The sequence below is a fragment of the Pseudomonas sp. FW305-25 genome (assembly GCF_017351415.1).
GTDB lineage: Bacteria > Pseudomonadota > Gammaproteobacteria > Pseudomonadales > Pseudomonadaceae > Aquipseudomonas > Aquipseudomonas chlororaphis.
This window is the reverse complement of record NZ_JACNDE010000036.1, coordinates 58,140-71,406: the sequence shown is the minus strand read 5'-3', so window position 1 is coordinate 71,406 and position 13,267 is coordinate 58,140. Positions and strand designations below refer to the sequence as shown.

Annotated in this window: 14 protein-coding genes; 4 read left to right on the top strand and 10 right to left on the bottom strand. The window is 63.9% G+C overall.

Annotation, left to right across the window (positions count from 1 at the left end):
• Nucleotides 1–185 precede the first annotated feature (185 nt).
• Complete coding sequence (locus J4E58_RS25935; protein ID WP_009045186.1) at nucleotides 186–1,208, bottom strand: transporter; 1,023 nt, start codon at nucleotides 1,206–1,208, stop codon at nucleotides 186–188.
• A 274-nt stretch (nucleotides 1,209–1,482) separates the two neighbouring features.
• Between J4E58_RS25935 and J4E58_RS25930 the strand changes: the two genes are divergently transcribed.
• Nucleotides 1,483–3,108 (top strand): methyl-accepting chemotaxis protein, encoded by a 1,626-nt coding sequence (locus J4E58_RS25930; protein WP_087090379.1) that lies wholly within the window; start codon nucleotides 1,483–1,485, stop codon nucleotides 3,106–3,108.
• A gap of 63 nt (nucleotides 3,109–3,171) precedes the next feature.
• On the opposite strand, the gene J4E58_RS25925 is transcribed toward J4E58_RS25930, so the two are convergent.
• A complete protein-coding gene (locus J4E58_RS25925) occupies nucleotides 3,172–3,489 on the bottom strand; it encodes a PepSY domain-containing protein (RefSeq protein ID WP_007925169.1) in 318 nt (105 codons plus the stop codon).
• A gap of 152 nt (nucleotides 3,490–3,641) precedes the next feature.
• Between J4E58_RS25925 and J4E58_RS25920 the strand changes: the two genes are divergently transcribed.
• Complete coding sequence (locus J4E58_RS25920) at nucleotides 3,642–4,529, top strand: sterol desaturase family protein (protein ID WP_087090381.1); 888 nt, start codon at nucleotides 3,642–3,644, stop codon at nucleotides 4,527–4,529.
• 1 nt (nucleotide 4,530) lies between these two features.
• Here the strand turns inward: J4E58_RS25920 and J4E58_RS25915 are convergent, their stop codons facing one another.
• Nucleotides 4,531–5,211, bottom strand: a complete 681-nt coding sequence (locus J4E58_RS25915) for a helix-turn-helix domain-containing protein (RefSeq protein WP_087090383.1) — start codon at nucleotides 5,209–5,211, stop codon at nucleotides 4,531–4,533.
• A gap of 10 nt (nucleotides 5,212–5,221) precedes the next feature.
• A complete protein-coding gene (locus J4E58_RS25910) occupies nucleotides 5,222–6,346 on the bottom strand; it encodes a glycerophosphodiester phosphodiesterase (RefSeq protein WP_087090385.1) in 1,125 nt (374 codons plus the stop codon).
• 250 nt (nucleotides 6,347–6,596) lie between these two features.
• Here J4E58_RS25910 and J4E58_RS25905 point away from each other — a divergent pair, with 250 nt between their 5' ends.
• The gene (locus J4E58_RS25905) at nucleotides 6,597–6,929 is read left to right on the top strand and encodes a DUF2025 family protein (RefSeq protein ID WP_009045181.1); all 333 of its coding nucleotides are present in this window, start codon (nucleotides 6,597–6,599) and stop codon (nucleotides 6,927–6,929) included.
• 35 nt (nucleotides 6,930–6,964) lie between these two features.
• Here J4E58_RS25905 and J4E58_RS25900 read toward each other — a convergent pair whose 3' ends face one another.
• Nucleotides 6,965–7,288, bottom strand: a complete 324-nt coding sequence (locus J4E58_RS25900) for an antibiotic biosynthesis monooxygenase (RefSeq protein ID WP_087090387.1) — start codon at nucleotides 7,286–7,288, stop codon at nucleotides 6,965–6,967.
• A complete protein-coding gene (locus J4E58_RS25895) occupies nucleotides 7,285–8,004 on the bottom strand; it encodes a CTP synthase (RefSeq protein WP_087090389.1) in 720 nt (239 codons plus the stop codon). Before J4E58_RS25895 ends, J4E58_RS25900 begins: the two co-directional genes overlap by 4 nt.
• 88 nt (nucleotides 8,005–8,092) lie before the next feature.
• On the opposite strand from J4E58_RS25895, the gene J4E58_RS25890 reads away from it, so the two are divergent.
• Complete coding sequence (locus J4E58_RS25890) at nucleotides 8,093–8,980, top strand: LysR family transcriptional regulator (RefSeq protein ID WP_062826251.1); 888 nt, start codon at nucleotides 8,093–8,095, stop codon at nucleotides 8,978–8,980.
• Between the two features lies 1 nt (nucleotide 8,981).
• On the opposite strand, the gene J4E58_RS25885 is transcribed toward J4E58_RS25890, so the two are convergent.
• The 4 genes from J4E58_RS25885 to J4E58_RS25870 form a co-directional block, all read right to left on the bottom strand.
• Nucleotides 8,982–9,521 carry a DUF1003 domain-containing protein gene (locus J4E58_RS25885; protein ID WP_007925179.1) on the bottom strand — a complete coding sequence of 180 codons (540 nt, stop codon included), beginning with the start codon at nucleotides 9,519–9,521 and terminating at the stop codon, nucleotides 8,982–8,984.
• A gap of 91 nt (nucleotides 9,522–9,612) precedes the next feature.
• Complete coding sequence (locus J4E58_RS25880; RefSeq protein WP_087090391.1) at nucleotides 9,613–10,932, bottom strand: methyl-accepting chemotaxis protein; 1,320 nt, start codon at nucleotides 10,930–10,932, stop codon at nucleotides 9,613–9,615.
• Between the two features lie 342 nt (nucleotides 10,933–11,274).
• Nucleotides 11,275–12,351, bottom strand: coding sequence for a diguanylate cyclase (locus J4E58_RS25875; protein WP_087090393.1), 1,077 nt, complete (start codon nucleotides 12,349–12,351; stop codon nucleotides 11,275–11,277).
• A 227-nt stretch (nucleotides 12,352–12,578) separates the two neighbouring features.
• A complete protein-coding gene (locus J4E58_RS25870) occupies nucleotides 12,579–13,187 on the bottom strand; it encodes a TetR/AcrR family transcriptional regulator (protein WP_087090395.1) in 609 nt (202 codons plus the stop codon).
• Nucleotides 13,188–13,267: the final 80 nt, after the last annotated feature.

Here is a 13,267-nt window from a genome sequence, read left to right as displayed (position 1 = left end):
TTGCCAAATATTACAGAGAGGCTGCCTCAGGTCAGTGTTTGGGTGAATCCTTTAACCTCTGGTCGTAGGAGCGAGGCTTGCCCGCGATGAGGTCATGACAAACGCTACCGGGCCAGGCTCCTGACACGGTTGGGTAATCACCGGCGCCATCGCGGGCAAGCCTCGCTCCTACGACATGCGGCGGCCTACATATCCTGGCGCTTGCGAAACGCCCAGCGGCCGGCGATGACGGTGAAGGTGGCGACCAGCGCGACGAGGATCCAGAAGCCCTCCGGGTCCTCGGAGAAGGGAATGCCGCCGACGTTCATGCCGAAGAAGCCGGCGATGATGTTGATCGGCAGCGCCAGCACCGTGACCACGGTCAGGGTGAACAGGGTGCGGTTGGTCTGTTCGTTGATATTGGCGGCGATTTCTTCCTGCAGCAGCTTGATCCGTTCGCCGAGGGCGGTGAGGTCGTTGATGATCAGGGCGAACTCCTCGGTGGACTTGCGCAGCTCCTTGACGTCCTCCTTCTGCAGCCACTGCGGCGGACGGTTGAGCAGCCGCAGCAGCGAGCCCGGCTCCAGCGCCAGCAGGCGTTGCAGGCGCACCAGCACCCGGCGCATGGCCCCCAGCTCGGCACGGTTGGTGGAGATCCGCGCGGCCAGCAACTGGTCTTCGATCTGGTCGACGTTGAGGCTGGTCTTGCGCACGATCTGGGTCAGTACTTCGCCCTGGTCGCGCAGCAGGTGCACCAGCAGTTCCAGGGGCGAGCGAAAACGTTCGCCGGCCTTGACCGAGGAGCGCAGCTTGTCCACCGAGTGCAAGGGTTGCAGGCGTGCGCTGACGATCAGCCGGCTGCGCACACAGACCCACAGGGTGGAGATGTCCGAGGAAACCATGCTGCCGAAGTTGAACACCACGTCGTTGACCACCGCCAGCAGGGCCGAATCCACATGCTCGATACGGGTCGAGCGCGAGCCTTCGTGCAAGGCCTCGAAGAATTCCTCGGGCAGGGCCAGGTGCGTTTGCATCCAGCGTTCGCAGGCGGCATGGGCCAGGTTCAGGTGCAGCCAGAGAAACGCCTCGCCATCGTCCGGCTGTTGCAGGGCTTGCAGGGCCTTGGCCGAATCCAGTTCGCGACCCCGCTCGCCGGGGCGAAACGCAAAGCCGTAGAGCAGGCCGAACAGATCCGAATCGCGATGGGCATGGTCGATGCTGTGGTTCATGGAGGCTCGCAGGTGGGAAGGCACCTGTAGGCGGTTTTACAGGTTCACTTGAGCCCGATCATCGCAAGGCTTCATGACTATTTTGTGACGATTCGAAGTGCAATATTCGGCGGTTATAACCGGCTGTCGGAGGCGCTCAAGAAAGCCTCTTTCAGGCCGATCACGCCTACGACGACTGCGCGATCGGCTTGCCCCGGTTTGCCTGACAGGGATGTTCGCACGCTACCCATGCCCGCCTCGGGCGTGCTCTATCCCTGTTGAGAGATCTCATTCGATGTCCTTGCAAAAATCCCTGAGAGCGCAAGTTCTGGCTTTGTTGAGCGGCAGCCTGCTGGCGGTGCTGTTGATCGCGCTGGCGTGTTTTCACTTCCTGTCCAACGGCGTGCAAAGTTATCGCGAACTGATCGAGGGGCCGTTGCGCACCTCGCAGTTGATCGATGAAGCCAACCTGCAATTCAAGGTCCAGGTGCAGGAATGGAAAAACGTGTTGCTGCGTGGCAAGCAGAGCGCCGACCTGAGCAAATACTGGCAGCAGTTCGAGGATCGCCAGCGCGATGTGCAGGGCATTCTTGGCCAGCTGGCGGCCGAGCCCGGCATCGATGCGGCGCTCAAGGGCCGTATCGAGCGCTTGCGTGAAGAGCACCGGCTGCTGGGCACGGCGTACCAGAAAGGCCGCGATGCCTTTGTCGCCGCCGGTGCCGATCCGGCCGCCGGCGATGCCGCGGTCAAGGGCGTGGACCGCGCCACCAGCGAGCAGATGAGCGAACTGGTGAGCGAGCTGCGCAAGCAGGGCAGCGAGCGGTCGCGCGACATCAGCGCCGCCGCCCAGCGCACGGTGTGGATCGGCCTGCTGGTGATGCTGGCCTCGGGTTTGCTGATTGGCCTGCTGAGCCTGTGGCTGGTCAACCGCAGCCTGGTGGAGCCGATCCGCCAGTTGATCGACTACGTGGCGCAACTCAGCCGTGGGCGGATTGCCGAGCGCGTGGCCAGCAGCCGTCAGGACGAGCTGGGCAAGCTGGCGGTGGCCGCCAACACCTTGCGGGATTTCCTCGCTGAAACCTTCAGCCGCCTGCAGCGCAGCGCCACCGACCTGGACAGCTCCAGCGGCGAGCTGAATGCGATTGCCACCCTGATGTCCCAGGGCACCAACGATCAGTTCAATCGCACCGATCAGGTCGCCACGGCGATGAATGAAATGTCCGCCACCGCCCAGGAAGTGGCGCGCCATGCGGCGGATGCGGCGCGCGCCGCCGATGACGCCGACCAATCGGCCCAGCAGGGCGAGCAGGTGATGCAGGGCACCATCCACACCATCACCCTGATGCGTGGCGAAATCGCCAACACCGCCGAGGTGATCCGCCGCCTGGAGGCCGACAGCGGGCGTATCGGCAAGGTGCTGGAGGTGATCCGCGGCATCGCCGAGCAGACCAACCTGCTGGCGCTCAACGCGGCCATTGAAGCGGCCCGGGCCGGCGAGGCCGGGCGTGGTTTCGCTGTGGTCGCCGACGAGGTACGCAGCCTGGCGCAGCGCACCGCGGCGTCGATCATCGAGATCAACCAGATTATCCAGAGCGTGCAGACCGGCGCGCTGGACGCTGCCCATGCGATCGAGAGTGGCCAGGCGCGCAGCGATGCCAGCGTCGAGCAGGTGACCCAGGCCGGCGCCATGCTGGAGCGGATCACCGAGGCGGTCGAGGCGATCCGCGACATGAACCGGCAGATCGCCACGGCGGCGGAAGAGCAGACCTCGGTGGCCGAGGACATCTCGCGCAACCTGACGGAGATCACCACGATCGCCAGCACCAACCTGGATAACGTGCAGCGCACCGAGCGCGCCAGTCAGAACCTGCACGAGCTGTCGGGGCAGTTGAATGAGGTGACGGCACGCCTGAGTGCCTGATGCGCCAGGGCATGAAAAAGCCGCGTGGCCTTTCGGCCACGCGGCTTTTTTTGTCCTGAAGAATTACTTGTCTTGCTTGTTGCTCAGGACCTTGCCGGTCTTGGCATCCAGATCGACGTCCCACTCGACGCCCTTGGCGTCACGCAGTTCCACCTGGTAGACGTAGGCGCCGGCCGCGGTCTGCTCAAGCTCGGTATCGGTGATGTTGGCGGCGGTGGTGCCTGGGTGTTCGGCCAGGGCCGCCTGGTTGAGTTTTTCCAGGTCCATGATGGTGCCGGCCTTGAGCAGGCCCGGGATCAGGTCCGGGCGCACGTCGGCCTGGGCCAGGCCAGCGGTCAGGGTCAGGGCGGTAGCGGCGAACAGGGCAGTCAACGTTTTCATAGGGTCTTTCCTTGGGGTGATTCGTTTAAGTGGGTTCAGGTTAGCCGGTACAACTTAATTCACCCTTAATTCAGCGCAAGCTTTGCGCCGTTTGTTCAATCGCAGTGGCCCTCGGGTTTTTCAAGCTGTGCTCTCGAACAGGAGAGGCAGTGATGAAAGCAATGATCAAAGGCTTGTACGGTCCGGCGTTTTTCGCCGGCTTCATCGGCGCTGGCGTGTGGGTGATGGGCTCGCCGGGGCTGGCCCCGGGCTGGTTGCTGCTGGTGTTCGCCGGGGCGCTGGGGGTGTCCTTTGTCGCGGAAGGGTGGTTGCCCTATGAGGTGGACTGGAATCGCCCGCGGCAGGATCGCTTGCGCGACGTGTTGCACGCGCTGGTCAATGAAAGCCTGAACGCCCTGGGGTTGCTGCTGTTGCCGGGGCTGGTGAGCCTGCTGGCGTTCGATGGCCTGTGGCCGCGCGGCTGGTCGCTGTGGGCGCAGTTGGCGCTGGCGATGGTCATCGCCGACTGCGGCCTGACCCTGGCGCATTACTTCAGCCATCGGCTGCCCTGGCTGTGGCGCCTGCATGCGGTGCATCACAGCGTGCAGCGCTTGTATGGCTTCAACGGCTTGATGAAGCACCCGCTGCATCAGTTGCTGGAAGCCAGCGCCGGGCTGTTGCCGCTGCTGTTTTTGGGAGTCCCCTTGCCGGTGGCGCAACTGCTGGCGTTTGCCATTGCCATCCAGCTGCTGTTGCAGCACTCCAATGTCGACATGCGCCCCGGTCCCCTGGGCTGGGTGTTTGCCTGGGCGCCGATGCACCGCTTTCACCACATGAAGTACGGCACCGCCGGCAATGTGAATTTCGGCCTGTTCCTGAATGTCTGGGACTGGCTGCTGGGCACGGCGTTTTATTCCTCGACCTACCCGATCCGCCAGGGCGACCTGGGCATCGGCAGCCAGCCGGATTATCCGCAGGCGTACTGGCGACAATTGTTGGCACCCTTCAGCAGGCAAGCCGTGCATGAGGAACCGCCGGTGCCCTTGCCGTTGCGCCGTTGAGTCAGTCCAGCAGGCGCAGCTCGATGTGTTGCAGGGCTTGGCGCGCGGTGACACCGAACAGGGTTTTCAGGGTACGGGAGAAGTGCGCGGAATCGGCAAACCCGGCGCCATGGGCCGCCTCGGTGATGGCCTGGCCCGCCAGCACCAGGCCCATTGCCAGGCGCAGGCGCCGCCACAGCACCAGGCGCCGCACCGGCAACCCGAGCTGGCCGCTGAACAGCCGTTCGAGCTGGCTCAGGGACAGGTGCGCATGGGCCGCCAGGGCGCTGGCCGAGACCTTGCCGGCCAATTGTCGGTCGAGGGCGGCCAGGGCCTTTTCAATCCGTCGGTCCTGCAAGATTCGGCGCGGGCAACGCTGCAGCGCCTCGGCCAGCGCCGGCAGCGTCAGCTCGACCCCCAGCAGGCTGTGTTGCAGGACCTGGGCGTCAATCGTCAGTGGTTCGGCGTAGAGGGTGAACAGGGTCCCGGGCGCGTCGAGGATCGCATGCCGTTGCATGGCCGGGATGAACACATGCTTTGCGGTGCAGGGCTGGTCGTCGAGGCTGACGGTGACCGGTGCGGCGGGGGCGAGGATCAGTTGATGGGCGTAGTGGGCGTGGGGCGCGGTACGCCCCAGCTCGCCCTGGATCAGTCCGTAGTCACGCCCGAGCCACAGCTGGCCTGTCCACTCGGGCGTGCGCACGGCGACCGGCTCAGTAGCCGTTGGCCTCGAGCAGCTGGCTGACGCTGCCGCTGGCCGGACGCTTGGCGTACTTGAGCAGCTCCGCGGCGCGGTTGGTGAAGATACCGTCGACACCGGAGTCGAGGACCTTCTTGAAGTCCACCGGCTCGTCGATGGTGTAGACGTGCACCAGCAGGCCCTGGTCGTGGGTGAACTGGTTCATCCAGGGTTGCACCAGGTCGAAGTAACTCTGGTCGCCGCCATTGGTGAGTGCCGCCGACGGGCCGGTGCCGATGGCGCCCTGGGCCTTGGCGTAGCTGACCCACTGCTCGAACTCGGCCTTGTCCTTGGGTTCCTGCTTGGCGTAGTAGGCCGCCTTGTCCTTCTCGCCGCTGTTGGCGAAGGTTACGTCGGACTTGGGCTGCATGCCGCCTTCACCGATCCACAGCAGGAGGATCTTCGGCACCTTGGGCATTTCTTTCTGCAGCAGTTCCAGGCTGCTCTTCTCGAAGGTCTGCAACACCACCTTGCCTTTGCCCTGGCCTACCGCCAGGTCGCTTTTCGCCAGCTTGGAGCCGGCCGGGCTGAGCCAGCCGCGGTCCTGGAGTTTTTCCTTGAGGTCGTGCTCGATGCCGGGGAACTGCTTGGGCTCCTTGGTCTCGATGTACAGGCCGGGTTTGTGATGCGGGTTGCTCTGGGCGATGTCGATGATTTCGTCGAGGGTCAGGATCTTCAGGCCGACGTAGCTTGCACGGGCACGGTCGGGATAGGCCTGGTTGAACCAACTGCCGGCGTCGAGGGTTTTCAGCTCGGCCATGGTGAAGGCGTTGGCCGGGCTGTCCTTGCGCTCGGGAAACTTGCTGGCGACGTCGGTGGTGCGCTGCAAGTTGTTGTCGTGCAGGGCGAACAGCACGCCGTCCTTGCTGCGTTGCAGGTCCATTTCCAGGTAGTCGGCGCCCAGGTCGCGGGCCAGTTTGTAGGCGGCGGCGGTGGACTCCGGTGCATCGAAGGACGCGCCCCGGTGAGCGATCACCGCGGGGTGTGGAATGCCTTGGCTGACAGCCAGTGCGGTGGGGCTTGTGCTGGCGGCCTGTGCCTGGCCCAGGCCAAGCATCAGGCTCAGCATCAGGGCGCTTTTGGTGAAGGTGGCAGGCATGGTCGAGGTCCTTTCGTGGAGGGCGATTTTCAAAGGACTACCTTTTAACAATTGAATGGCTGTTGTGCTATCGCGAAACCGACATAAATCTGCAGGTGCGGCAAATTTTCCGACGCTTTTGTGGGGTGCTTTGCAGTACGCTTGCGCCCTGAAGTTTCCCCGTCAGAGGGAAGCGCGAAAACATTTCCACCCTTGCCTGGCGTGTAAACCATCGATCACCTGTCCTTCGGGACACTCAGTGAGGTTTACCATGCGCATCACATCCGAACTCATCTGCCAGGCCGCCGACCAGCTCAAGGGTTTTGTCGGTTTCAACCGCAAGAGCGGCCAGCACATCGTGCGCTTCAGCGAAGACTCCTTCGGCATGGACGTCGCCGACGACGCCATCACCCCCGCCAGCGAATTCGTCTGGGCCAGCGCCGAGGGCCAGGTCATGGTGCTCAAGCGCGAGCTGATCCAGTTGCTGCTGGAACAGAACATCGACGACCGCATCAACATCAGCGAACCCTTGCGCGTGTACATGCGCCGCACCGACCTGCCGGAGATTTCGGCGGTGCGCAGCCTGGTGCCGGCGGCGCAATAACCGGGATGCGCGGTGGCTGGGCTGGCGATCAGGTCTCAGCGTTCGAACAGGTAGGCGCGTTCGACCTTGCATACCCGGGTGTGACAGGCCGCGTACCAGTCGCTGCGCCCGCGTTCGCGGGCGATGCGGTGTTCGGCATGCTGCTTCCAGGCGAGGATCGAGGCCTGGTCCCGCCAATAGGAGACCGTGATGCCGAAGCCGTCCTCGTTACGCGCGAACTCCAGGCCGAGAAATCCCGGTTGCTGCCGCGCCAGTTCGACCATGCGTTCGGCGGCCTGCTCGTAGACCGGGTCCGGCTCGCGGCGCTGGGCGCTGAAAATCACCGCGTAATAGGGCGCCTCGGGGGTACGGGCGATCATGTATGACGCTCCAGGCAAGCGGCGAGCAGGGCGCTGACCAGGGGCGGCACGACGCCTTTGAGCGCTGCCCGTTCTGGCTGGAACAGGGTGGCGACAAAGAACCGATGGTCGCGCAGTTCCACCGCCCGCAGGTCGCCGGCCGAGTCGTAGCCGCTGGGGCGCAGGTCGTGCTTGAGCAATTGCGCCGCGAACTGCGGATTGACCCCGTAGCGACAGCGATAACCTTCGCTGATCTGCTGCTCGCCGTAGGCTTCGGCGATGCGGCTGCCTGCGCACAGGTGAATGCTGTCGGTGGCTTCCACCAGGGCGCAGGTCAATGGTGTGAGCACGGCGCGCTCGGCCTCGGGATGGGTTTCGCCGTGTTCGGCATCGGCCCAGCCCAGCACATTGCGCGCGTACTCCAGCACCGCGTGCTGAAAACCGCCGCAGGTGCCGAGGAAGGGCCGCTGCTGCTCGCGGGCAAAGCGGATCGCCCGCAGGGCACCGTCCATCGAGCGGTAGGGGCTGGCGGGCACACACCAGATGCCGTCGAACTCTTGCAGTGGCGCGTCGCTGGTCAGGCTATCGGTGGCCAGCCAGCGGTAGTGCACCTTGAGGCTGGTTTCCTCGGCGGCCATTTCCAGGGCCAGGGGAATGGCCTGGTGCGCGATGACCTGAGGGTCGTAGTCGCCCACCAGGGCGATGTGCAGGGTCGGCGGATGTGCGATGTGCGGCATGGATTTCTCCTGGTAGGGCCAACGCTTGTCGGTTGCTGGACACCACTATAGATTGGCGCTCACGCACTTAATATTGGCGTTTATCCAAGTGATTAATGCAGCCACGCACTATCGGCTCGACTACTCCGACCTGTCGCTGATCCTCGCCCTGGTGCGTGGCGGCTCCCTGGCCCGCGCGGCGGCGTTGTTGAAGGTCGATGTGTCCACGGTGTTCCGTGCGGTGCGGCGCCTCGAGGCCGCGCTGGGCCAGCAGCTGTTCGACAAGAGCCGCGCCGGCTACCTGCCCACCGGCCTGGCCCGCACCCTGGCCGAGCAGGCCGAACGCGCGGAACAGGCACTGGACGCGGCACAGGTCGGGGTGGAGCAGGGCGGCGCGGTGGTCAGCGGCACGGTACGCCTGACCTGTACCGACTCGGTGTTGCAGGGCCTGTTGTTGCCGGCGCTGGCGCACTTCATGCCGCGTTACCCGGCACTGGCCCTGGAGCTCAGCACCTCCAATGATTTCGCCAACCTCAGCCGCCGCGATGCCGACCTGGCCCTGCGCCTGACGCGCACGCCACCCGAGCACCTGGTGGGCCGGCAGTTGCGGGCGGTGTCTTACCGGGTCTGTGCCAGCCCGGCCTACAGGCAGTCGGTCGCCTCGACGGATCTGGCCGGGCTGACCTGGATCGCTCCGGACGATTTTCTCCCGGACCACGCCACGGTGGCCTGGCGCCGGCAGGTGTTGCCCGGTGTGGTGCCGGGCTATCGCTGCAACAGCATGCTGGCGGTCAGCGAACTGGTGAAGGCCGGGCTGGGGGTGGCGGTGTTGCCGGATTTCCTGCTCGACGACACCACCGCCCTGCAACCCCTGAGCGACCCGCTGCCGGGGTGCGACACCGCGCTCTGGTTGCTGACCCGGGCCGACTGCCGGGCGTTGCGGGCGGTGGTGACGCTGTTCGACGAATTGAGCCAGCGTCTGCGCGCGCCGCAGTGAGTCATGCCTGGGGCGGGTCCTTGTGCAGGACGTGCCGGTGCATTTCCGAGGTCAGGCCCTCGATGCGTTCGCTCAGCTGTTTGGTCATCTCGGTCAGGCGGGTGTTCTGCTCCAGCAGTTCGAGCAGTTGCGCGCTGTGTTGCGCGGCTTGCGCCTGACGTTCGCTGTTGGCGATAGCGATGGCTTCGCGGTGCTGGGCATCGGCGTCGGTCTGGGCTTTGTCGCGCGCGGCCTGGCGAGTCTGGGCCAGCAGGATCAGTGGCGCGGCATAGGCCGCTTGCAGGCTGAAAGCCAGGTTGAGAAGGATGAAGGGGTAGACGTCGAAGTGCGTCACCCCGCTCAGGTTGAGCCCGATCCAGATCAGTACGATCAGGGTTTGCGCGCCGAGAAAGGTCGGGGTGCCGAAAAAGCGGGCGAAGGCTTCGGCCTTCAGGGCAAAGCGGTCGGTGCCGAAGGTCGGGGCCAGATGGGCGTGGGGACGGTGGAAACGCAGGTGGTCGACAGGGGCGGCTGAGGCGGTTTCGGATGGGGTCGGGTTCATGACGGGCTCGGGGCGATGGGACTGCCGGTCACTATAGCCCGTTGCCCGACGCCTTCCCTGGCGTCGCCACCGTTGATTCAGAGGCGCCGGTTCAGAGCGCGGTACGCTCGTTGGCGAACATGCTCACCGCCTGTACCGCCTCGCTGGCACCGTCGCGAATCTGCAGGATCACCGTGCCGGCCAGATCCGCCAGGTCCACGCCCTTGGCCGCCCGGTCCCGGGTCCCGTCCATGCTTTTGATGGCCTGCTGGGTTTCTTGCTGGATCATGTCGATCATCCCCGAGATTTCCGCGGTCGAGCCGCTGGTACGGGCGGCCAGTTGCCGGACTTCGTCGGCGACCACGGCAAAACCCCGGCCCTGTTCGCCAGCACGCGCGGCTTCGATCGCGGCGTTGAGCGCCAGCAGGTTGGTCTGCTCGGCGATCGCGCGGATGGTGTTGACGATGGCGGTGATCTGCTCGGAGCGCTCGCCGAGCTTGGCGATCAGGGTCGAGGAGTCTTCGATGTTGGCGGCGATCTGGCGCATCTCGCTGGCCGCCTGCTGGATCACCGCGGTGCCCTGTTCGGCGACTTGCCGGGTTTCCACCGAGATGTGATAGGCCTGGGTCGCGCTCTGGGCGTCCTGGGCGTGTTTCTCCACCCTCGCGGTCACGTCGGAGGCGAACTTCACCACCTTGCACAGGCGCCCGGCGGCGTCGTACACCGGGTTGTAATTGGCCTCCAGCCACAGCGATTGCCCGCGTTTGTCGACACGCTCGAACTGCCCGCTGAAGAACTCGCCCTGGTTGAGACGCTGCCAGAAGTCCTGGTAGGCGCTGCTGTTGGCCAGCTCGGGCTTGCAGAAGATCCGGTGATGCTTGCCCTTGAGTTCGGCGAGGCTGTAGCCGAGGCGATCGAGGAAGTTCTGGTTGGCCGTGATGACGCTGCCGTCGAGGTTGAACTCGATCACCGCCATGGCGCGGTCGATGGCGTGCAGCTTGCCCCTGGACTCGCTTTCCTGTTGGACCTTCTCGGTGACGTCGAGAGCGTACTTGACCACTTTGAAGACCTTGCCGTCGGCATCCCTGATCGGGTTATAGCTGGCCTCCAGCCATACCGGCTGGCCTTGGGCATTGACGCGCTCGAAGGTCCCCGATTGGAACTGGCCGTTTTTCAGGCGCGTCCAGAGCTCGCGGTATTGATTGCCGCGGGCGAATTCGGCACTGCAGAACTGCCGATGGGGGTGGCCGATGACCTGCTCCGCGCGATAGCCCATGGTCTTGAGGAAGTTGTCGTTGACCCGCAGGACCGTGCCCTCCAGGTCGAACTCGATCACCGCCATCGAACGGTCGATGGCCGCAAGCAGGCTGGCTTGCTGGGCGATGGTGTGGTGCAAGGCGTCGATGGTTTTGTTATGGCGGTTGAATAGCATGATGGCTGGTGCTCAGTGGGAAAAACCTGGAGTCAGTCCCTTTGGTGTGCGCCTGCATGCCGAAAGCCCCCTGGGCCTCGGCCTTGTCTGCTCAATGCCAGCATTCCATGACTGACAGATACCCCTTGGAAGGGCACGCCCCTGTCCGGCGCGTACCCTTGCTCAACGCCTGAGGTGAGACGCTGGGCCTGCGAGTCAATTTAGGGACGTTATGTTGCACGGCGGCGAATGTGCCTCGCGGCTTTTTGGGTAACCGCATGGCGGCATTATGCCGGCTTGGTGTGGAGCGATGCGGGTGAAAATTGTACAAAACTGCGGTTTTTTACATTTTTGTACAACTTTTCAGGAGTCGCTGGACACCGCGAGGAGCGCGTCGTTGATCGGGCTGGCGGCAGCGACTTTGTTGCGCCCGGTGTTTTTCGCGGCATACAGGGCCTTGTCGGCCTCCATGAGCCACATTGCGGCATCGCGCAGCCCCGGGTGCCAGGCGGCCAGGCCGATACTCAGGCTGACCCGGAGTGGCGGCACGCCTGGATGGCGATAGTTGCTGAAGACTTGCCGCAGTCGTTCCATCACTTCGTGGGCCTGCTGGATCGAGGTCGTCGGCAGGATCACGCAGAACTCGTCGCCGCCATAGCGCCCGGCCAGGTCGTCCTGGCGCAGGTTGAGCTTGAGGTCCCGGCTCAATTGATGCAGCACGGCATCGCCGAGGATATGGCCGTAGCTGTCGTTGATGTGTTTGAAGTGATCGATGTCGATCAAGGCAATGGTGCCGTGACAGCGTTGCTGCTGGCACTTGGTGAACTTGAGGTGCAGCAGGTCTTTCCAGGCACCGTGGTTGAGCAGGCCGGTCAGGCTGTCGGTGCGGCTCAGCGCGCTGAGGGTGCGCTTGTGCTCGGAGAGCTTGATCGCCAGCCGGTAGCAGACCATACCCACCGCCATCGGGTAGAGGGTCAGCATCGGCAGGCAGGCGTAGATCTGCAGCTGGGTGGCATCCCCGGTGAAGGCAGGACCGAGCAGCAACCACGACAGCAGTACCCCGCTCAGTTGTGCCATGGAGCCATGGATGAACAGGCGCAGGCCACCGGCCGCGACGTTGTTCATCGCCATCATGGCCAGAATGGTCACCGTGGGCAGCGGATTGAACTGCATCGCCGCCGCCCAGAAACCACCGAAGAGCGAGTCGCACAGCAGGTTGCGGCGTTCGGCCTGGTAGGGGAAGGCCGCGCGGCTCGAGATCAGGTACGCCAGGTGCGGCCAGATAAAACCGTTGAACAGCAGGAACAGCCAAACCCAGGTCGGTTGCGGCAGCGGGTACAACCCGGCGAATACGCTGAGGCTGCCAATCCCCAGCCCGACGATCCTGGGTAGGTAAATACGTTTGGCAAACGACAGCCCTTTGCCTTGTTGGTTATCCATAAAGTTCTGCGCGAGCCCGGGTTTGAAACACTTTGTGGTGTTTTTATTGGCCGTCACCCTTCATTGGGCAAGGCGGCGAATATTGTCATTTATTCCAACAAGAATAATCAGTGTCCTTGCAGGCCATTTAGTGGAACGAGCGTACGCAAATGCCCATTGCAGAGCACTCGGTGCAAGTCATGGCGGTCGGCAGATCCGCTGTCGGAGCAAACCGAGGGAGAAGGGAATCAGGCTTGATAGCAGGCCAGGAACATGTCCAGCGTGGACTCGACGACGCGCTGCTGTTCGTCTTCCTTGAGGGGCGGCCGGTTCATGGTGATCTGTGGCCAGAAGGCAAACGCCTTGAGCATGCCGTGGAGCTGCTGGGCGGCGAAGTCCGGGTCCAGGGGCTTAAGTCGGCCGTCCGCCCGGGCCGAGCGAATCCACACCATCAGGCTTTCTTCACGCTCGCCCATGCGCGCCACCATGTACTGGGCACGCTCGGGGGAATGCAGGGTCGCGGCAATGGCGACCCGCGCCAGGTTGAGGAAGTTGTCATCGGCCAGCAGTTGCAGCTTGGCCATCAACAATTCCCGCAACTGTTCACGCAGGGTTAATCCGGGGTGGTAAAGAATGTCCGTCCGCGCCCTGATGCTCGCCCATAACTTATGCATGATCTCGGTGAACAACTCCTCCTTGCTGGGGAAGTGGTTGTACACCGTGCGCTTGGACACTCCGGCGGTTGCCGCGATCTTGTCCATGCTGGTGATATCGAACCCGCTGGCATGGAATTCGGTGATCGCCGCCTGGATGATGGCTTCGCGTTTGAGGTCGGTCAGGCGCTTCGGAGCTGTCATAAGTTGGGTTCGATGGCGGTCGTTGGCAGTTATCCGGGGGCAGTTTACTTAGTCCCGGGTTTGTTGCAATCTAGAAAAAC

Excerpts from the sequence above, each read along its gene's own strand:
- J4E58_RS25935 (WP_009045186.1), bottom strand. The coding sequence starts at position 1,208 with ATGAACCACAGCATCGACCATGCCCATCGCGATTCGGATCTGTTCGGC.
- J4E58_RS25930 (WP_087090379.1), top strand. The coding sequence starts at position 1,483 with ATGTCCTTGCAAAAATCCCTGAGAGCGCAAGTTCTGGCTTTGTTGAGC.
- J4E58_RS25925 (WP_007925169.1), bottom strand. The coding sequence starts at position 3,489 with ATGAAAACGTTGACTGCCCTGTTCGCCGCTACCGCCCTGACCCTGACC.
- J4E58_RS25920 (WP_087090381.1), top strand. The coding sequence starts at position 3,642 with ATGAAAGCAATGATCAAAGGCTTGTACGGTCCGGCGTTTTTCGCCGGC.
- J4E58_RS25910 (WP_087090385.1), bottom strand. The coding sequence starts at position 6,346 with ATGCCTGCCACCTTCACCAAAAGCGCCCTGATGCTGAGCCTGATGCTT.
- J4E58_RS25905 (WP_009045181.1), top strand. The coding sequence starts at position 6,597 with ATGCGCATCACATCCGAACTCATCTGCCAGGCCGCCGACCAGCTCAAG.
- J4E58_RS25900 (WP_087090387.1), bottom strand. The coding sequence starts at position 7,288 with ATGATCGCCCGTACCCCCGAGGCGCCCTATTACGCGGTGATTTTCAGC.
- J4E58_RS25895 (WP_087090389.1), bottom strand. The coding sequence starts at position 8,004 with ATGCCGCACATCGCACATCCGCCGACCCTGCACATCGCCCTGGTGGGC.
- J4E58_RS25885 (WP_007925179.1), bottom strand. The coding sequence starts at position 9,521 with ATGAACCCGACCCCATCCGAAACCGCCTCAGCCGCCCCTGTCGACCAC.
- J4E58_RS25880 (WP_087090391.1), bottom strand. The coding sequence starts at position 10,932 with ATGCTATTCAACCGCCATAACAAAACCATCGACGCCTTGCACCACACC.
- J4E58_RS25875 (WP_087090393.1), bottom strand. The coding sequence starts at position 12,351 with ATGGATAACCAACAAGGCAAAGGGCTGTCGTTTGCCAAACGTATTTAC.
- J4E58_RS25870 (WP_087090395.1), bottom strand. The coding sequence starts at position 13,187 with ATGACAGCTCCGAAGCGCCTGACCGACCTCAAACGCGAAGCCATCATC.